Here is an 18,675-nt window from a genome sequence, read left to right as displayed (position 1 = left end):
CCGGATCACGGTGACCGGAGTGGAAGCCGAGTGGCCGCAGCGGGCCGTGGTGACCATCCGGGGCACCGGCCGCACCATCGTCATCCCGGGCACGGAGGGGGCGAGCGAGGTGATCGAGGCCGAGAGCTGGGACCTCGCACTGGAGCATCGGATCGACGGCACCTGGTTCGCCAACATTCGTGCTGTGCAGTCGCGTTGGCAGGAGGTGGGGGGTGTCGAGAGCCAGCTGATCCGCAGCAAGGACCGGGACCGCCCGGGCGACCGACGGGACCGGAACCTGACGCTGCGGGTCGAGAAGACGGTTCGCGGTGGGCGGGCCCCGGAGGCGGAGGCCGTGGCGACCGCGCGTGCGTCGGTCGAGTCGTCCTGGTCCGCTCGCACGAGCACGCAGCCCGCGCGCACGACCACCTCAGGCGGCATGCCCGTCACCGGTGGTGCGCCGACGCGGGTGAACACCTCCGGTGGCGCGGGCGCGGGCGAAGCGCCGGCTCGGGTCGCGACGGCGGGGGACGACTACAGCGCGTTCCTCTGATCGGTGCGTTGGGCGCGTCACCCTTGATGGTCGAGCCGAATGCCGATGGCCCCGAGCCGGACTCGGGGCCATCGCAGTGGTCGCTACCCGAAGACGCCGATCGTGTTGTCGAGTTCATCCAGTCAGACCTTGTTCGCTTCTGGGGTCACGGTGAGCCCGTAGCGGTCGAGCCCCGGGCGCCCGCTGGACAGCCATTTCGTGGCCACAGCCTCCAGGGTGGAAAGGGCTCGTGGGCCGCCCTGGTAGGCGCACACGGTGCCGTCGACCCGGCTCTCCAGCACCGGCCATGCGCTGGGCCGGATGCTCGTCCCGTCGGACCTCGGTCTACGCTCAGCCGCGGAAGGGGATGACACCAACATCGGCCTGTCGATCGGGCCGGACGCGGTGGGCGTCCTCTCGCGGATCTGGAGGGCTGACTTGGACCGCCGTCGCTCTCTCTCGACCTCGGCTTACTCGGTGGCCGGCGCCCTGCTTCCGCTCGGCCAGGTCCAGGAGATCGCCCAGCGGACCGAGGCGGCCCGCAGAGGGGCGGTGTCCGGCAAGCACGAGGTCGTTGCCGTGCGCGACATGATCCACATGTTCACGGTGATGGACGAGCGCCACGGCGGCCAGCACGGACGCAGTTCACTGGTGCAGTACCTCATGAGTGATGTGGCGTCGCTGCGCCGGGGTCGGTTCCGCACGGAGGACGACCGAGCCGCGATGCTGTCGGCCGCCGCGTCCGGTGTGCATCTCGCGGGCTGGAAGGCGTACGACGCGGGCGAGCAGGGGCTTGCCCAGCGGTATTACCTCCAATCCCTGGCTCTGGCAAGGGAATCGGGTGTCACCGGTCACGAGGCTTTCGTGATGCGGACCATGTCGCAGCAGGGGATGAAGCTGAACCGGCCGGAGCACTGCCTGGCGCTCGCGGAGGTCGCGATGCGCAAGGTGCGCGGGCGAGTGGACACCCGGACCGAGGCGCTGTTCGAGGTGACCCGGGCGCACGCCCTCGCGGGGGCCGGGCACCGCACGGGCGCGGTTCAAGCCGTCCAGCGGGCGCAGGACTTCCTGACGGCCGATCAGGGGGACGAGGTGCCGTTCTGGGCGCTGTCGTGGGGGCCGGTCGAGGCCACCGTGCATTCCCGCACGGCCAAGGTGTTCGACAAGTTGCGGGACCAGCGGCGGGCAGCGGAAGAATACGCGGCCGCCGCCGCTGGGCGGTCGGCGAGCACCTACGCCCGGATCTTCGCCCTCGACCTGGTGGCACAGGCCAAGATGCAGCACGCTCAAGGGCACATCGAGCAGGCGTGCGCGACGTGGGGCCGGGCGCTCGACAGCATGGAGGGCGTGCAGTCGGTCCGCACCCGCAAGGCCGCGGTGGAGATGCGGCGTAGTCTCGCGTCGGTCCGGGCCCGGAACATCCGGCCGGCCCAGGAACTGGACGAGCGGGCGGCGGCCTTCCTGGCCGCCTGATCACCGGAACGAATCAGGTCAGCTCAGCGTCACGCCCGGGGTGAGGTGGAAGCGCTCCGGGCGGTCGATCGCGCGGCGTTCCTGGGCGGAGAGGCGGTCGCGGCGTTCCAGCCAGCTCAGCAGGCGGTCCTGGATGCCGCGTTCGCGGTCCGCGCCGCGGTCGTCCTCGGTGGTGGCGCTGACCTCGCGGAGCAGGACGCGGCTCGGGGTGCCGGGCTCGGTGCTGGGGAGCATGCTCAGGACGCTGAAGCGGGTGCCGGGTGGGAAGACCACGGCGGGCTCGTCGCCTGGGGCGCCGAAGAGTGCGGTGCGGCGGCCGGTGGTGGACCAGACGGCGAACTCGACGGGTGCGCCCAGGTCGACGTCGTGGGCGGGCAGGGCGGCGACCGGGGCCGGTTCGAGCAGCAGGGAGCCCGGTGTGTACTGCTCGAGCTCGCGTTCGCCGGCGATCGCGCCGAGCAGGACGGCGCCGTGGTGGCTCGGCAGGCGGCGCAGGCCTGAGCCGAGGCAGGTCAGGAAGGCCGAGAGGTGGCTCGGCCGGTCGCCGCGGGCCGCGTCGATCAGCTCGGCGCGGGTGGCCGGGACGCCGGTGTCGGTGTGGTGCAGCAGCACGGCCACCAGGTCGGCCTTGATGTCGGTGACGGTGGTGGAGCGCAGGCCGGGCAGCCGGGTGGCGATCTGGTCGGCCTTGTTCGCCAGCCGGACGAAGGTCGGGCCGAGCAGCGCCTTGAGCTGCTCGCGGTCCTCAGAAGTGCTGGCACCGAGCTGGACTGACGGACCATCAGAAGAGAAGGCGCGCGGCGAGAGCGAGAGTGAGAGGGAGTCGATGACCGCCTCGGCCGGTTCGGGCTCGATGGCGGGGACGGGGACGGGGACGGGGTCGGGTTCGCGGGCGCCGATGATGCCCAGCGGCCTCCCCGGCTGCGCCGCGCTCGCCATGGTGGCCAGCTGTGCCGGTGCCGCGATGAGCGCGGGCTCGGTGCTCGCCTGCGCGGGAGCGGGCACGGCCGCCGGCCGCTCGACCCAGTCGAGCTGGTGCACCCGCGCCACGAAGCGGGCGACCGCCCGCAGGTCGGCGCTCAGCGGCGCGTCGACCAGCAGGCCGGGGCGCACCGGGCTGCCCGGCGGCAGTCCGTCCAGCAGCTGGCCCAGCCGCTCGAAGACCTCCTGGGCCACCGGCCGGTCGGGCTCGCCGACGACCAGCACGGGCCGGTTCGGTTCGGGCGGCAGCAGGCGGGTCGCCGGGTCGGCCGGGTGGCCGTCCGTGCGGAGCCAGAGCCCGGCGGGGATCGCCTCCAGCAGCCAGCCCGGCAGCGCGGGGACGCCGAAGAGCGCGGGGGCCAGCGGTGTCCAGCCGTCCTGGCGGTGGCGCCAGGAGGTGGCCACCACCCGGCCCCGGCTCGGGGAGGCGGTCAGCTCGGTCAGGTAGGGCTCCCAGGTGGCGGAGCCGTCCGGGCCGAGCAGCACGGTCGAGTTGCCGCTGCCGGTGAGTGCGGGGAGGCCGACGGCGGCCCGGACGTCGCGGTCCAGCTCCCAGGCCAGCTCGGTGGCCAGCGCTACCAGCTGCTCGGGGTCGGCCCACGGTGCGCTCAGCAACAGCCCGGCCGAGGCCGGTGCGTGGGTTCGGACGGTGGTCGCCAGGACGCTCGCGGGGACCACCGGGGCGGCCGGGTGGCCGACGACGAGGACGAGGGTGCCGGGGTCGGCGGCGAGGGAGTCGAGGCGCGGGCCGAGGACGGCGTCGTCGTCGAACGCCGCCGACCTGATCCAGTACCCGAACTGGAGCGGCGTCACGGCCGGACCGCCGGGCTGGGGGGAGGGTGCTGCGATAAGAGCTTCGAAGGCCACCGGAGCCACCGGAGCCACCAGCTCCGCCTCGAACACCGGCGCCGGCCAGCTGGCCCCCAGCGGCTCGGCGGGCCCGGTGGCCGTGCACCGCCACCAGGATGCCGCGCCGCCCGGCCCGGCCGGGGTGACCTCCAGCGTGCCGTCCGGCTGGATGGAGACCATGCCGTCCGGCGCGATCACCGTCAGCCCGACCATCCCGGCCACCTGCTCGGCCGGGCGCCGCCCGCTCCCAGCGGCGGCGGCCAGGCCGGAGGCGGCGAGCACGATGGTGCTCGCCCCCCGGGCCCGGGCGGTGCGGGCGAGTTCGGGCAGCTGCTGGCGCAGCACCGGCGCGGCGTTCGCCGTGGCCACCAGCAGGATCAACGCGTCCGGCACGGCGGGCAGCCCGCCCAGCGCGGCCCAGAGGCTGTCGTCCTCGGCTCCCGGCGGTGCGATCACCAGGTGCGGGCCGACCGGCCGCAGCGTCGCGGCGGCGGGCGGGACGGCAGGACCGGGCGCCGCCCCGGTCTGCGGGGTTCCCTGCGGATGCATGGTCGTCGCCTTCATCGTCTGCCGCCTCCGTCGCTGATCGCCGGGTGATGCTCTGTCAGTACCGGCTCCCACCCGGTTCTACGAGCCGGTGGACACCGGGGGTTCAGCCCTGGTCCTCCGGCAGCAGGCCGGTCTGCACCTGGACGGTGCGCCGCCGGGTGATGTAGAAGCCGCGCCCGGGGTGCAGTTGGCGGGGCTTGAAGTTGCCGAACAGGAAGCCCTCGGACGGCGGGCAGGAGAGCAGCACCGCAGGCGAGTTGACCTCCTGGATCTTGCGCAGCAGCGGGTCGCTGAGCCCGCGCGAGGCTCCGTTGGCGCCGCGGGCGACGATCAGGTGCAGGCCGATCTCGGTGCCCTGTGCCAGGTAGTCCAGGACCGGCGCGAACGGATGGGCGCCGCTGCTGGTGCTGACCAGGTCGTAGTCGTCGACCAGGATGAACAGTTCGGGACCCTGCCACCAGTCGCGCAGCTTGAGCTGGGCCGGGCTGATGTCGGCCGAGGGGACGCGGTTCTTCATGGCCTTGGCCGCGCCGTCCACGATCTCCCGGACGCTGTCCACGGAGACCGCGTAGCCCAGGCGGTACGCCTCCGGGATGGTGTCGTACAGCTCGCGCCGGAAGTCGATCAGCATGATCCTGGCCTCGGCCGGGGTGTAGGCCTTCATGATGGACTTCGCCAGCAGCTTCATCAGGTTGGTCTTGCCGGACTCGGTGTCGCCGACCACGATCAGGTGCGGGTCGGACTCGAAGTCGTGCCACTGCGGCTCGACCTCCTGATCCTCCAGACCGATCGCGACCTGCAGGCGGCCGCGCGGCGCCGGCAGCTCGGTGGCGTCCAGGCTGATCGGGAGCATCCGGACCTGCGGGGCGCGCGGGCCCTGCCAGTGGTCGGCGATCGCGTCGACCAGGTCGGCGATGCCCTCGCCGAGGTCCTCGGTGGTGCCCGAGCCGTCGGTGCGGGGCAGCGCGATCAGGAAGTGCATCTGATCGTCCGTCAGGCCACGGCCCGGCAGCTTCGGCACCTTCTGGGCCGCGCGCATGTTGATCTGGGAGTCCACCGGGTCACCCAGGCGCAGCTCGTACCGGGTCTGCAACTGGTCGCGCAGCGAGCCGGAGAGCTCGCCCCAGCGGCTGGTGGCGATCATCAGGTGCACGCCGTAGTTGAGCCCGCGCTGCGAGATCAGCGCGAGGACCGCGACCAGGTCGGGGAACTCCTGGCGGACGGTGTTCCAGCCGTCGATCACCAGGAAGACGTCGCCGTTCGGCTCGTCCGGGAGCTTGCCGGCCGCCTTGAGCTTGCGGAACGCGGTGATCGAGTCGATGCCCTGCTCGGCGAAGGAGCGCTCGCGCCGGGTGATGATGCTGTTGACCTCGGCGATGGTGCGCAGCACCCGCTCCGGGTCGTGCCGTCCGGTGACCCCGCCCATGTGCGGCAGGCCGCGCAGGCCGGAGAGCGTGCCACCGCCGAAGTCCAGGCAGTAGAACTGCACTTCGGCCGGGGTGTGGGTGAGCGCCAGGCCGGTGATCAGGGTGCGCAGCACGGTGCTCTTGCCGCTCTGCGGGGCGCCGGCGATGCCGACGTGGCCGCCGGCCGCCGAGAGGTCGGCGAACATCACGTCGCGCAGCTGGTGGAACGGGCGGTCGATGACGCCGACCGGCACCCGCAGCCGTCCGCGTTCGCTCTGGCTCTCCACGGTCAGGCCGTACCGCGGGTGCGGGGCCAGCGGCGGCAGCAGCTCGTCCAGGGTCGGCGGCACGTCCAGCGGCGGCAGCCAGACCTGGTAGGCGGGCGGACCGGCGTCATAGAGCTTCTCCGCCGCGATCTCCAACAGCGAGCGGGTCTCCTCGAAGGCCGGGGTCTCCTCCTCGATCTCGACCTCGACGTGCCGGGGCTCGACGTAGTCGGTGCCGTAGCGGACCACCTGGCCGGCCACCACCGCCTGCCGGGCGGGCCGGCGCTTGAGCTTGTAAGTGCCGGAGACGTAGGCGGCCTTGAAGCGGGTCAGGGTGGAGATGTCGCTGCGCAGGAAGCCGTTGCCGGGCTGCGAGGGCAGCTGGTAGGCGTCCGGGACGCCCAGCACGCCGCGGCTCTCCATGGCGGAGAAGGTGCGCAGACCGATCCGGTACGACAGGTGCGACTCCAGCGCGTTCATCCGGCCCTCGTCCAGCCGCTGCGAGGCGAGCAGCAGGTGCACGCCGAGCGACCGGCCGAGGCGGCCGATCATGATGAACAGCTCCATGAAGTCGCGGTGCGCGGCGAGCAGTTCGGAGAACTCGTCGACCACCACGAAGAGGCTGGGCATCGGGTCGAGCGGGGTGCCGTTCAGCCGCGCGGTCTCGTACTCGAGCAGCGAGGAGTAGTTGCCGGCGGAGCGCAGCAGCTCCTGGCGGCGGACCATCTCGCCGTGCAGCGAGTCGCGCATCCGGTCGACCAGGTGGGCCTCGTCGGCCAGGTTGGTGATGACGGCGGAGGTGTGCGGCAGACCGTCCAGGCCCAGGAAGGTGGCACCACCCTTGAAGTCGACCAGGACGAAGTTGAGCAGCTCGGAGGAGTGGGTGACGGCCAGCGCCAGTACCAGCGTGCGCAGCAGCTCGGACTTGCCGGAGCCGGTGGCGCCGATCAGCATGCCGTGCGGGCCCATGCCGCCCTGCGCGGACTCCTTGATGTCCAGGTCGATCGGCTGGCCGTCGGCGCCCAGGCCGATCGGGATCCGCAGCTTGGTCTGCAGGGTCCGCTTGGCCCAGTGCGCGGCCACGTCGTGCTCGTACAGGTCGCTGATGCCGAGCAGCGCGGTGAGGTCGAAGTCGGTCTCCAGCGGCTCGCTGGTGTCGGCCGAGTCACCGATCCGGTAGGGCGCCATCAGCACCGCCAGCCGGGCGGCCTCGGCGATCGACATGCCGTCGGGGCGGCCGAGTTCGGTGTCCGTGTCCTTGCGGTTGCGGTCGGCGGTCACCATCGAGAGCGTCTCGCCCTCGATCTTCAGCCGCAGCGTGTACTTGGCGTGCTTGTACTCCAGCACACCGGCGAGGTCGATCACGATGGCGTTGCGGTAGCCGGTCAGGGCGGCCCGGCTGGTCGCCGGGACGGGCACGCCGTCCAGCACGATCACGGTGAACGGCTCCTCGCGGTTGGGCACCGCGTCGGCCTCGTACGGCGGACGGGCGCCGAACTCCTCGCCGAGGACCTGTTCCACCTCGATCATCGAGCTGGCCATCAGGCGCACCGCGCCCGCGCCGTCGGTGTCGGTCGGGTGCAGGGCGTGCGGCAGCCACTTGCTCCACTCCCACCGCTCGCGCTGCTCGCCGTCGGCGACCACGGCGATCCGCAGCTCGTCGGGGGTGTGGAAGACGGACAGCTGCGCGATCATGGCGCGGACCATCGCCCGGGCCCGCTCGGTGTCCTCCGCGCTCTCAGCGGCCTCGGCGTTCTCGCTCTGGACCAGGAGGTGGGAGAAACCGCGCAGGTAGATGGCGATCGGCTGGTCGGGGACGGTGCCGTAGGCGTGGATGAAGCGCCGCAGGGCGTGCGCGGTGAGCGGCTCCAGGTCCTCGACCGGCTTGGTGGAGAGCGGCGCTAGCTTGGCCGCGAGCCGCTGCGGGCCGGTGCCGATCCGCACGTCGCTGAAGTCGGGGTGCTGGGTGCGCCGCTCCCAGAGCCGGGTGGTGCGCACCAGGGCCGCCAGTTCGGAGGTGACGGGGTGCCGCCAGGCCTGCGCCTCCTGCTGCTTGGCGATGGTCTTGCGGACCTGCTTGCGCATCTGCGAGAGGTAGCGGAGGTAGTCGCGGCGCTCGGCCTTCAGCTGGCGCTTGCGGTCGCCGGAGCCGCGGACCAGCGAGACCACCAGCATGCCCACGGCGGACAGGCCCATCATGCCCATGCCGAGGTACGACATGGCGCCGCCGCCGCTGCCGCCCGGGCGGATGAACATGAAGAGCATCGAGAGCGAGCCGAGCGCCATCGGCAGCATCTGCATCATGTTGGACATGGCGCTCTGCGCCTCGGGCAGTGGCGGCGGCTCCTGCAGCTGGATCTCCCCGTCCGGCATCTCCGGGCCGGGGCGCCTGGCGGTGCGGTTGACCAGGACAACGCTCAACGAAGGCTCCTCCACTTGACCAAGGCCGTCTCCCCGGTCCACGGCTCGCGCTCGCGGTCCGGTTCATTCGGCCGGGTTGCTCCGATTCGTGTCGAGAGGCCGCTGAACCGCTCGGCTCGCGGCAGCCGTTCAGTGCGGTGGAGCCGTGCTCAGCCGACACGCGCTCATGGACTTCCCGCACCGGGCGAACGGGTGCGGCCGACAGCCAAGGAGGGTGGGCGAGCGTGAGCATGAGCGGTAGTGCGATCGCGGGTCTGTGCCGCCTCAGATTCCGAGCGCCGGAGACGACCTTCGAGCTCGCGGTGCCCGCGGACGTCCAACTGGCCGACCTGCTCCCCACGGTGCTCGGCTACGCCGGGGCCGACCTGGAGGAGAAGGGCCTGGAGCACGGCGGCTGGGTGCTGCAGAAGCTCGGCGGGGAACCGCTGGACGAGAACCGCACCCTGGACGCCCTCGAGCTGCACGACGGCGACGAACTCCACCTGCGGCCGCGCCGTCAGGCGTTCCCGCCGGTCCACTTCGACGACCTGGTCGACGGCGTCAGGACCGGCATGCAGGAGCGCGGCGACAACTGGCGGCCCGCGCTGACCCACCACTTCGCCCTCGGGCTCGGCCTGGTGGCGCTGGCCGGTGGCCTCGCCCTGCTGGCCATGCCGGGACCGCAGCAACTGCGCGAGATCGCGGCCACCGTCGTGGGCATGCTGCTGCTGCTCGGCGCGGTCAGCGCCGCCCGGGCGGTCGGCGACGCGATCGCGGGCACCGCGCTGGGCGCGATGGCCATCCCGTACCTGGCGACGGCCGGTCTGCTGCTCCCGGTCGGCACGGCGGGCCCGGCGCTGACCGGTGCCCGGCTGCTGGCGGGCAGCTCGGCGGCGGCCGGCGCGGCCGTGCTGGGGCTGGCGGCGGTGGGCTGCTCGGCGCCGTTCTTCCTCGGGGCCGTGGTGCTCGCGCTGCTCGGCGTGATCTCCGGGGTGCTCGCGCTCTGCGGGCTCTCGGCGCACGACTCGGCGCTGGCGGTCGCGGTGGTCGTGGTGGTGTTCGGCGCGCTGATGCCGTCGGTCGCGTTCCGGCTCTCGGGCCTGCGGCTGCCGGCGCTGCCGCGCAACGCCGAGGAACTCCAGGAGGAGATCGAGCCCTTCGAGGCGTCGGGCGTGCTGAGCCGCAGCGTGATCGCGGACAACTACCTGCTGGCCTTCCACCTGGTGGCGGGACTGGCGCTGACCGCCTCGCTGTCGCTGCTGGGCACCGGCACCAGCACGGCGGCCCGCTGCTTCACGGTCGCCCTGAGCGTGCTGTTGCTGCTGCACGCCCGGGCGATCGGGAGCATCTGGCAGCGGCTCACGGTGCTGCTGCCCGGCGCGTACGGCCTGGCGCTGCTGCTCGCCGGGATCGCGCTGCACCAGTCCCCGACCGGTCGGCTCGGGGTGCTCGCCGGACTCGTCTCGATCGCCTCCGTGCTGCTGGTGGCCGCCTGGTCGGTGCCCGGCAAGCGGCTGCTGCCGTACTGGGGACGCGCGGCGGACCTGCTGCACACCCTCTCGGCGGTCTCGCTGGTGCCGCTGGGCATGTGGGCGATCGGCGTGTTCGGCAAGGTCAGGGGCCTGGGCGGCTGAGCTTCGCCGGGGTTGCGGTAGTCGGAACAACGCCACTGGAGGAACAGGATGCAGTCCCGACGCGATCAGGTGCAGGCGCACCTGTTCGTGATGAGCCGGCTTGCCTCGGGCATGCTGCGCGCCGAGCCGGACGCGCCGGACACCCCGCACGGGCGCACCACGCGCGGCGCGGTGATCGGCATCGCCCTGGGCATGGCCGCCTGCGCCGGCGTCGGCGTCTTCGGTCTGATCTCGCCCGGGGTGAGCACCAGCCTCCCCAAGGCGGGCACGCTGGTGATGGTCAAGGAGACCGGAGCGCGCTACCTGTATCTGGGCGGCGCGCTGCACTCCGTCCTCAACGAGACCAGCGCCAAGCTCCTGGCCGGCGACCAGATGACGATGCAACAGGTCGGCCAGGCCTCGCTGGCCGGTGTCACCCGCGCCGCGCCGGTGGGCATCGTCGGCGCGCCCGACGGGCTGCCGCCCGCCGCCCAGCTCGACGGCGGTGCCTGGCTGGCCTGCGGCGTCAGCAAGCCCGGCCAGTCCGGCGGCGCCACGCCCCAACTGGCCCTCGCGGTCGGCGCGCAGGACGAGGGCGATCAGCTGAGCGCCACCCAGGGCGCCTTGGTCGCCACCCCGGACGGTGGCAGCTACCTGCTCTGGGACGGGCAGCGGCTGAAGGTCGACACGGCGAACGGCGCGCTGCAGGCCCTCGGCTACGCCCAGGCCACGCCGACCCCGGTCACCGCGAGCTTCCTCAACGCCCTGCCGGCCGGCTCCGAGCTGACCGCCCCGGTGATCGACGGGCGCGGCACGGCGGGTCCGTCGCTGGCCGGCGCGCCCAGCAAGGTCGGCCAGCTCTTCGCCGGCCCGAGCGGCGAGCACTACGTGCTCACCGGCTCCGGTCTGGTGCCGCTCACCAACACCCTGCTGGCACTGCTGCGCGGCGACCCGCGCACCCAGCACGACGCCTACGGCGGCGGCGCGGTGACGGTGGCGACGATCGGCCCGGAGGATCTGGCCGCGCACACCGCCGCCGGGGTGAAGCCCTCGACGGCGCTGCCGGCCGACCCGCCGCAGCTGGTGACCCCGGGTCAGGGGCAGGGCGTCTGCGCCGACACGCACCCCGGTGCCGGGTCCCCGGTCACCTCGGTGAGCATCGTGGACGCGGCGGCGGTGGCGGGCCTGGTGCCCCCGCCGCAGCCGGGCGTGGTGCCCACCTGCACGCAGGCCGACCTGATCGCGGTCCGGCCGGGCGGCGGAGCGCTGGTCCGGGCGCTGTCGGGTGGCGGCAACGGCACCACCGACTACCTGGTGACCGACGCGGGGGTGAAGTACCCGATCCCGTCCGCCGCCGTGGTCAAGTCGCTGGGCTACGCGGCGGTTTCGCCGACGGCGGTGCCGGACGGGCTGCTGACCTTCCTGCCGACCGGGCCCAGCCTGGATCCGAGCCTGCTGGCCAACGGCGGGGTGGTCAACCCGTCGGCGACGAACGCCCCCTGCGCGGGGTGACGGCGCGGCGGTTCCAGAGCTGAACCGGCCGTCCCCGGCAGCCCGTTCACCCTGGTGAGACGCCGCTGATCCGCGCGTCGAGAGAGATCGGCACACCGAGAGAAGGAGCAACAGTGGCCACATCGTCCAAAGTCGATGCCGACGTCCAGTCGTGCATCAACGGTCTGCAGGAGCAGGTCGCCAGCATGATCACGCACGCCCAGAAGATCGAGCAGGTCACGGTCGACGTCGAGACCTGGTTCAAGTCCCTGGCGGCCCAGTCCTTCGTCGGCACCATGCGGGACTGGAACTCCACCTACGGCAACCTCATGACCGGTTTCCAGAGCTTCCTGGACGCCACCGTCCACGCCCAGACCGTCCTCAACAACGCCGAGGACGAGGCCCACGCGATTGGTGGCAACTGGGGCGGCAACAGCCTGATCACCAAGGCCCTCGGCGGCTGAGCCGACCCACCGCACGTCCACCGGTTCAGCCACCCAACGAAAGGAGCCTCCGATGGACATCTCCATCGAGTACGACGAGATCGCCAACTGCATCACCCAGTTCGCCCAGGCCAGCGCGGCGATGGAGCAGGATCTGGCGAACCTGATCCAGAACCTGACCAACAGCACCGAGTCCTTCCAGGGCCCCTACAAGGACCCGTTCGACACCTTCAGCCAGCTGCTCAACCGGAGCCACGACCAGCTGACGACGGACCTCCAGCAGGGTTCCGTCGCGCTGCAGAACATCTCCGACGCCCTGCACCAGGGCGACAGCAGCGCGGCGTCCATCCTCTCGCAGCACTGAGGCCGGGATGGCTTCCACGACGAACTGGGACAACGGCAGCGCGGGCGTGACCGTTGTCACCGACGCCTGGTTCACCGAGTACATGGTGCCGAACCTCAACAACATGTACGACGACATGAGTGGCAGCACCGGGAACAACGGCACGCATGTCATCGACATGCTGCACGATTTCGCCGGCACGGGCGGAACTACCCCACAGGGCGGTTGAGCATGGCAAACCCCAACAGCACCGGCGGTCCGCCGGCGACCGACGGGCGCACCGCGCAAGCCGGTCGCTACACCCTGCTGATGCCGGGCAATCCCGCCTACTACTCGCGGGCCGGAGACCTCCAGCAGAAGTGGAAGACCTTCTGCGGAAGTCTGCAGACGCAGGTCGTCACGATCCAGGGACAGGTCCAGCGCACCGAGCAGGACCTGAAGAACGCGAGCACCACGCTGCACAACTCCGACACCGACAGCCTCACGTCGGCGGACATCTGGCTGGTCCTCAGCGACGTGGTGCCGCCCGGTGGCGGCAGCAGCAATCTCAACCTCACCCCGCCGCCCGGCCCGTAGCACCGACCGGTACCGGCAGCCGCAACCGCGGCACCCCAGGGGCCCGGCCGAACCTCGGCCGGGCCCCGACCCGCGACCACGAACCGCGACCACGACGGCGTCAGCCCGTCCGCACCCATGGGAGTCCACGGCAATGGCGGCAATGAACTGGGAGAACGTGGTGGGGACCTTCGCCGACACGAAGCTGGTCCCGACCGTCACCCAACGCGCCGCCGTGGCCTCGGACGGGAGCGCCGGCTCCGGCGGCAGCGGCCAGGATGCGTGGTACACCGACTCGAACCGCTACGTCTGGACCTCGAACGCCGACTACTCGCACTCCTTCGACTACTGCTGGATGATCAGTTTCGACACCGGCGGCGGCTTCTACACGAACACCAGCGTCACCGGCGTGGTGGACAACCAGAGCGGTACCGGCATCGTCTACACCACCTACATCGGCATCAACGCGAACCAGGCCGCGTTCGCCACCGGCAGCCCCTACGACGGCTTCATCACCCAACCGGCCAACACCTGGGAGCAGTTGTGCTATGGAGGAGCCCAGAACAACACCACGAGCAAGTGGAGCTTCGAGGCCGCCTCCACGCTCGCCCGGAACCTGGACGCCCAGTTCAGCACGTGGCAGCAGACGCTCAACACCTGGCGCAACACCGTGGGCGACCCGACCAGTGACTTCCAGGGGAGTGCGGCCAACGAGTTCCGGGCCGTCCTGGACGCGCTCGGCGTCGAATTCCACGGCCTGCAGGGCCAGATGAACATGCAGGCCATCGCGCCCGCGCTGGACGCCGCGTTCACCACGCTCGGTGCGACCCACTCGCAGCTGTACTCCATCTACTGGGCCTGGCGCGCCGATCCGTTCTCCAATCCGCTGAACTGCCTGAAGTGGGCGCTCGATCCCGCCGGGGGCATGGCCGGCGCGAGCGGTGTCGCGATCTGCGGTACGGACATGAGCAACTACTCGCCGACCCAGGTCACCATCACCACCCCCTATGGCGTCATCGTCGACAACCCGGACGCCAACGCCCACTACAACAGCGGTCCGTTCGGCTCGTCGAGCCCGGTGCCCGATGGGAACCACGCGGACTTCTGGCTGAAGCTCAAGACGGCGGCCTGGAACAAGTGGCTCACCAGCGTCACGACGTTGCTCGACGGCCCGGCCGGCCAGGCCATGAGCACGCTCGACGGGGTGTACGTCACGCTGTTGGACAAGATCCCCACGATCAGCGCGGTCTCGCTGAACGTCAACGCGTTCGGGAGCCCCAACAGCAGCGCCAACGCCAATAGCAATGCCAATGCCAACAGCAACGCCAGCGCGAACGCCAATGCCAACGCCAGCGCCAATTCGTCGATCAGCGGGCCGGCCGTCGGCCCGCCGGCCGGCAACGGCAACTCCTCGGGCAAGAGCCTGCCGGCGGGTTCCATCCCGAACGGTCTCGGCCCGGGCGGCCTCCCGCCGGTGTCACGTCCGAGCGGCACCAGCAACCCGGCCATGAACCCTGGCGGCCCGAGCCTGCCGGGCTTCGGCCCAGGCTTCGGCCCGGGGCTCGGTGGCGGCAGCGGCCAGGTGCCGGTGCTCGGTGCGAACGGCCTGCCGCTGACGGACCGGAACGGCTTCCCGATCCTGGTCCCGCCGGGTTCCACGATCGGTACGAACGGCGAGCTCCTCGGGCCGAACGGCCTGCCGCTGATGATCAACGGCATGCCCTACTACGCGCCGAGCGGCAGCCAGGTCGGCGCCTCGCCGAACCCCCTCGCGATGCCCGGCTCGAACATGCCGATGAAGGTTCCGCCAGGCTCGACGGTCAACGCCAACGGCACGGTCACCGGTCCGGACGGCAAGCTCGTGACGGACAGCAACGGCAACCAGGTCGTGCTCAGCCAGGGCAACACGATCAGCGCCGACGGCACCGTGCTGGACGCGAACGGCAATCCGGTCTCACAGTCCACCCAGCTGCTGGCCGACGAGCAGCACACGCTCTCGCTGCTCCCGCCGGGGCCCACCCAGTTCGACCCGAGCGGGCTCAGCATCGGCTCGCACCGGCCCCTGGCCTCCGGCACCAGCGGGCTCGCGGTCAACCCCGACGGTGGGATGCCGGACGCCTCCGGCCTGTCCGGGGTGGCGACCGTCGGCGGGACCAACCCCCAGCTCAGCGTCAACGAGCAGAGCCTTCAGGACAAGGGCCTCGCGCTGAACCCGGAGCAGATCGATCCGATGGAACTGGCGCAGTTGCAAGGCCAGTCGACGCCGACCAGCTCGGCGGGGATGCCGGAGATGCCGCCGATGGGTGGCATGGGCGGCATGGGCGGCATCGGCTCCCAGAGCGGGCAGGAGCGGCAGCGGACCACCTGGCTCTCCGAGGACGAGGAGACCTGGGGCACCGATACCGACGAAGGGGTGCGTGGCGTCATCGGCCGGTAGCGCCGCAGCAGTACCGATCATCAGCACGTCTGGACACACTGGGAGCCAACCGCCATGAACTGGGAAGAAACGCTGCAGACGTTCGACTGGTCCGCCAAGGCGGCGAACATCGTCGACCGTAGTGCCGTCGCCTCGGACGGGACCAACCCGATGGTCAAGAATTCGAGCGGGCAGCTCAACCCCAACAACTCGAACTCCCCGTCCACGCAGTGGCTCATCCCGAGCGGCCAGTTCGTCTGGACGACGCAGACCAATCTCTGGAGCACCTTCGACGCCTGCCTCTGGGTCCCCTACCTGGACGGGTTCGGCCAGAACTGGTGGTACACGTTCGTCGGCATCAAGATGAACTACCCCGCCTTCGACACGGGTTCCGCCTTCTCCAACTTCTACCAGCAGCCCGGCCAGGTGCTCACCGACCTGCTCTGGGGTGGGGCCCAGAACGACACCACGAGCGTGTGGAGCTTCGACGCCGCCTCCCAGATGATCGGGAACTTCGACTCCTGGCTGGTCGGCTGGCAGCAGACGATCCAGGGCTGGCGGGACACGGTCGGCGATCCGAGCAGCGACTGGCAGGGTACGGCGGCCAACGAGTTCCGCATGGTGCTGGACGGACTGGCCGGCGAGTTCAGCAGCCTGCACGACCAGTTGAACATGCAGGGCTCGCTCGCCCAGCCGCTGCAGGACGTCCGGTCGCAACTCGGGGCCACCCACCGCGCGCTCTGGGACACCTACAACCAGTGGCTGGCGACCGACCTCGCCTACCCGGCGAACTGCTTCAAGTGGGTGCTCGGTGTCGGTCCCGGACAGCCGATGAACGGGGTCAAGGCGAACATCCAGTACGACTCGTACGGATATCCCCTCCAGGTCAGCATCACCACGCCCTACGGCACCGTCGTGGACAGTCCCAAGCTCTACGACGACGGCACCCCGGTGTACAGCAATGTGATGCAGGACAGCAATCCGAACCAGGCCTTCTGGGACAACGTTCGGAACGCCGCCATGCAGAAGTGGCTCCTCAATCTGCAGACGACGCTGGACGTGGGTGCCGGCAACGCGATGTCCGATTTCGACAAGGTGATCCAGACCTTGATGGACAAGATCCCCACCAACATCACGCCGGCGCCGAAGAACATCCCGCTGCCGCAGAGCCCCTCGAACAGCAACATCAACAGCAACTCGAACCTCAATCCGAACCTCGACAGCAACTCGCTGCCGAACAGCAACAGCGGTCTGCCGGGCGGCGGCTCACCGGGCGGTGGCCTGCCAGGTGGTCCGAACAGCAAGAACAGCAAGAACAGCGGCAGTGGCCTGCCGGGCGGCCTGCCGGGCAGCAACTCCAAGAACTCCGTCCCGAACCTCAACAAGAACAGCAACGGCCTCCCGAACCCGAACTCCACGCACAACCCGAACCTGAACCCCAATCTCAACCCGAACGCCAACCCCAACAGCAACGGTGACGTCCCGCTGCTCGGCCCGAACGGCCAGCCGCTGAAGGACAAGCACGGCAATCCGATCATGGTTCCGCCGGGCTCCACGATCGGCAAGAACGGCGAACTCTACGGGCCGGACGGTCACCCGTACATGATCGGCGGTCACCCGTACTTCCCGCCCAAGGGCAGCAAGGTCGGCACGCAGCAGCAACAGCAGAACCCCAACGCGAACAGCGACGCGCTGAAGGTTCCGGCAGGGTCGAAGATCAACGCGGACGGGACGGTCACCGGTCCGGACGGCAAGCTCCTGACGGACAGCAACGGCAACAAGATCGTGCTCGGCCAGGGCGACACGATCAGCCACGACGGCTCCGTGCTCGACTCCAGCGGCAACCCGGTCTCGCAGTCGAGCCAGCTGCTGGCCGACGAGGAAGCCGCGATGAGCTCCAACCACCCCTCGCAGCAGCAGGGCGGCTGGAACGACTTCAACAACACCCCCTTGCCGCAGAGCGGACCGCCCCAGTTCGACACCTCCAACATCCCCGCCTCCACCCCGCTGCCCACCACGGGTGGTGCGGGCTCCGGCTTCAACCCGCAGCAGGTCCTGAACAACGGCGGCCTGCTGACCCCGGACCAGACGAAGGCCGCCCAGCAGGCGGCGGCGCTGAACCCGGACCAGGTCCCCGGCGGGCAGAACCCGGGCCGGAGCACGTCCTCCGCCGCCTCCTCGCTCGACCCGTCCCAGTCGTCCGGCGGTCCCTCGACGCCGACCCCGACCCAGTCCCAACAACCCCCGATGATGCCGCCGATGGGCGGCATGGGCGGCATGGGCGCGGGCGGTGCCGGCGGCCAGGGGCAGGAGCGGCAGCGCACCACCTGGCTCTCCGAGGACGAGGAGACCTGGGGGACGGAGTCGACCGCGGTGGACGGAGTCATCGGGCGCTGATCCGCCTGCCCGACCCCCTGTGAACCCCACTCTGAACCTCGCCGTGGACCGTGCCCGTAGAGCCGGTTAGAGGCGAGAGGTACCCGCGTCGATGCGCGTCGGGCCCGGCACGTCCGGCCCGGCGCGCATCTCGGTTTTCAGTGAGTTCAGTGAGTTATTCGGAGGTGGGACATGGCGGAGATGGACGACCCGTCCGGCTCGGAGCACGTCCAGGAGGTGATGGCCAGGGTCCAGGAGCACCACGCCAAGCTGCAGGAGATGCGCAAGGAGTACCTGGCGACGACCGCCGAGGTCACCACGAAGGACCGGATGGTCACCGCCAAGGTCGGTGCGCAGGGCCAGGTCGTCTCGCTGACCTTCCACACCACCGCGTACCAGGCGATGGCACCGGCCCAACTCGCCACCGTGCTCACCGACCTCCTCAACGAGGCCCGCGCGAAGGTCGGCGAGAAGCTCACCAAGCCGACCGAACGCCTGGACGGCGTACAGGACTTGCTCCGCCTGTCGGTCCCGGGCGGCGCGGAGCTGCACGCGCTGCTCGAACCGCTGCGGTCGATGCGTCCCGGCTACGCCGAGGCGGAGGCCAGGAAGAACCGGAACAAGAAGCAGGAGGAATTCAATGGTTGAGCTTTTCGTCGGCGAGGAGTCCCCACGGGGTTTCGAACTTCTCCAGAGCGTCTCGGATTCGCTCCTGAAGGTCCAGGGGGACCTCCACACGCTGAACGAGTACAACACCGAATTCGGCGGGGACCGGACGGTCGATTCCGCCGCCGAGGCGTACTTCGAGCAGAGCGATCCCGTGATGAGGGACGCCACGGACACGGTCGGCCGCCTTGGCGAGGTCGTGGACGCGAAGGGTGTGAACGGGCGGACCGCGGTCAACCACATCGGCAATATCGATGAGGCATCGGTTCATCTCGCGGATTTCCACCACTAGTACCGGTCGGCCGGGCGGTTCCGGGGGCCGGTCCAGTTCGTTCGC

14 protein-coding genes are annotated in these 18,675 nt (G+C 70.8%); 12 read left to right on the top strand and 2 right to left on the bottom strand.

Annotated features, from left to right (window positions below; translation table 11 throughout):
* Nucleotides 1–10 precede the first annotated feature (10 nt).
* Both P3T41_RS05640 and P3T41_RS05635 read left to right on the top strand, forming a co-directional pair.
* Entirely contained in the window at nt 11–532 is a 522-nt protein-coding gene (locus P3T41_RS05640) for a hypothetical protein (protein WP_280688283.1), read from the top strand.
* Between the two features lie 255 nt (nt 533–787).
* Nucleotides 788–1,984, top strand: coding sequence for a hypothetical protein (locus P3T41_RS05635; protein ID WP_280688281.1), 1,197 nt, complete (start codon nt 788–790; stop codon nt 1,982–1,984).
* Nucleotides 1,985–2,002: 18 nt separating this feature from the next.
* Here P3T41_RS05635 and P3T41_RS05630 read toward each other — a convergent pair whose 3' ends face one another.
* Both P3T41_RS05630 and eccCa read right to left on the bottom strand, forming a co-directional pair.
* Nucleotides 2,003–4,378: a hypothetical protein gene (locus P3T41_RS05630; protein ID WP_280688280.1), complete on the bottom strand. Its 2,376-nt coding sequence runs from the start codon at nt 4,376–4,378 to the stop codon at nt 2,003–2,005.
* A gap of 88 nt (nt 4,379–4,466) precedes the next feature.
* Nucleotides 4,467–8,456, bottom strand: a complete 3,990-nt coding sequence (eccCa, locus tag P3T41_RS05625) for a type VII secretion protein EccCa (RefSeq protein ID WP_280688278.1) — start codon at nt 8,454–8,456, stop codon at nt 4,467–4,469.
* A 230-nt stretch (nt 8,457–8,686) separates the two neighbouring features.
* Between eccCa and eccD the strand changes: the two genes are divergently transcribed.
* From eccD to P3T41_RS05575, 10 genes are all read left to right on the top strand, one after another.
* Entirely contained in the window at nt 8,687–10,069 is a 1,383-nt protein-coding gene (gene eccD / locus P3T41_RS05620; RefSeq protein ID WP_280688688.1) for a type VII secretion integral membrane protein EccD, read from the top strand.
* 48 nt (nt 10,070–10,117) lie between these two features.
* On the top strand, nt 10,118–11,560 hold the full coding sequence (gene eccB, locus P3T41_RS05615) for a type VII secretion protein EccB (protein WP_280688276.1): 1,443 nt from the start codon (nt 10,118–10,120) through the stop codon (nt 11,558–11,560).
* Between the two features lie 113 nt (nt 11,561–11,673).
* Nucleotides 11,674–12,003 (top strand): hypothetical protein, encoded by a 330-nt coding sequence (locus tag P3T41_RS05610; RefSeq protein WP_280688274.1) that lies wholly within the window; start codon nt 11,674–11,676, stop codon nt 12,001–12,003.
* A 52-nt stretch (nt 12,004–12,055) separates the two neighbouring features.
* Complete coding sequence (locus P3T41_RS05605; protein ID WP_280688272.1) at nt 12,056–12,346, top strand: WXG100 family type VII secretion target; 291 nt, start codon at nt 12,056–12,058, stop codon at nt 12,344–12,346.
* A gap of 7 nt (nt 12,347–12,353) precedes the next feature.
* Nucleotides 12,354–12,554, top strand: coding sequence for a hypothetical protein (locus P3T41_RS05600; protein WP_280688270.1), 201 nt, complete (start codon nt 12,354–12,356; stop codon nt 12,552–12,554).
* 2 nt (nt 12,555–12,556) lie between these two features.
* On the top strand, nt 12,557–12,901 hold the full coding sequence (locus P3T41_RS05595; RefSeq protein WP_280688268.1) for a hypothetical protein: 345 nt from the start codon (nt 12,557–12,559) through the stop codon (nt 12,899–12,901).
* 133 nt (nt 12,902–13,034) lie between these two features.
* Nucleotides 13,035–15,317 (top strand): hypothetical protein, encoded by a 2,283-nt coding sequence (locus tag P3T41_RS05590; protein ID WP_280688266.1) that lies wholly within the window; start codon nt 13,035–13,037, stop codon nt 15,315–15,317.
* 54 nt (nt 15,318–15,371) lie between these two features.
* Nucleotides 15,372–17,693, top strand: coding sequence for a hypothetical protein (locus P3T41_RS05585; protein WP_280688264.1), 2,322 nt, complete (start codon nt 15,372–15,374; stop codon nt 17,691–17,693).
* A 171-nt stretch (nt 17,694–17,864) separates the two neighbouring features.
* Nucleotides 17,865–18,320, top strand: coding sequence for a YbaB/EbfC family nucleoid-associated protein (locus P3T41_RS05580; protein WP_280688262.1), 456 nt, complete (start codon nt 17,865–17,867; stop codon nt 18,318–18,320).
* The gene (locus P3T41_RS05575) at nt 18,313–18,630 is read left to right on the top strand and encodes a hypothetical protein (RefSeq protein WP_280688261.1); all 318 of its coding nucleotides are present in this window, start codon (nt 18,313–18,315) and stop codon (nt 18,628–18,630) included. The genes P3T41_RS05580 and P3T41_RS05575 overlap by 8 nt, the downstream gene beginning before the upstream one ends.
* Nucleotides 18,631–18,675 lie beyond the last annotated feature (45 nt).

The sequence above is a fragment of the Kitasatospora sp. GAS204B genome (assembly GCF_029892155.1).
In the GTDB taxonomy this organism is placed as follows: Bacteria; Actinomycetota; Actinomycetes; order Streptomycetales; family Streptomycetaceae; genus Kitasatospora.
The sequence above is the reverse complement of the archived record's forward strand: the minus strand, read 5'-3'. Positions and strand labels throughout refer to the sequence as shown.

Coding starts and splice junctions, on each gene's coding strand:
- P3T41_RS05630 (WP_280688280.1), bottom strand. CDS start 4,378: ATGAAGGCGACGACCATGCATCCGCAGGGAACCCCGCAGACCGGGGCG.
- eccD (WP_280688688.1), top strand. CDS start 8,687: ATGAGCGGTAGTGCGATCGCGGGTCTGTGCCGCCTCAGATTCCGAGCG.
- eccB (WP_280688276.1), top strand. CDS start 10,118: ATGCAGTCCCGACGCGATCAGGTGCAGGCGCACCTGTTCGTGATGAGC.
- P3T41_RS05605 (WP_280688272.1), top strand. CDS start 12,056: ATGGACATCTCCATCGAGTACGACGAGATCGCCAACTGCATCACCCAG.
- P3T41_RS05600 (WP_280688270.1), top strand. CDS start 12,354: ATGGCTTCCACGACGAACTGGGACAACGGCAGCGCGGGCGTGACCGTT.
- P3T41_RS05595 (WP_280688268.1), top strand. CDS start 12,557: ATGGCAAACCCCAACAGCACCGGCGGTCCGCCGGCGACCGACGGGCGC.
- P3T41_RS05590 (WP_280688266.1), top strand. CDS start 13,035: ATGGCGGCAATGAACTGGGAGAACGTGGTGGGGACCTTCGCCGACACG.
- P3T41_RS05585 (WP_280688264.1), top strand. CDS start 15,372: ATGAACTGGGAAGAAACGCTGCAGACGTTCGACTGGTCCGCCAAGGCG.
- P3T41_RS05580 (WP_280688262.1), top strand. CDS start 17,865: ATGGCGGAGATGGACGACCCGTCCGGCTCGGAGCACGTCCAGGAGGTG.
- P3T41_RS05575 (WP_280688261.1), top strand. CDS start 18,313: ATGGTTGAGCTTTTCGTCGGCGAGGAGTCCCCACGGGGTTTCGAACTT.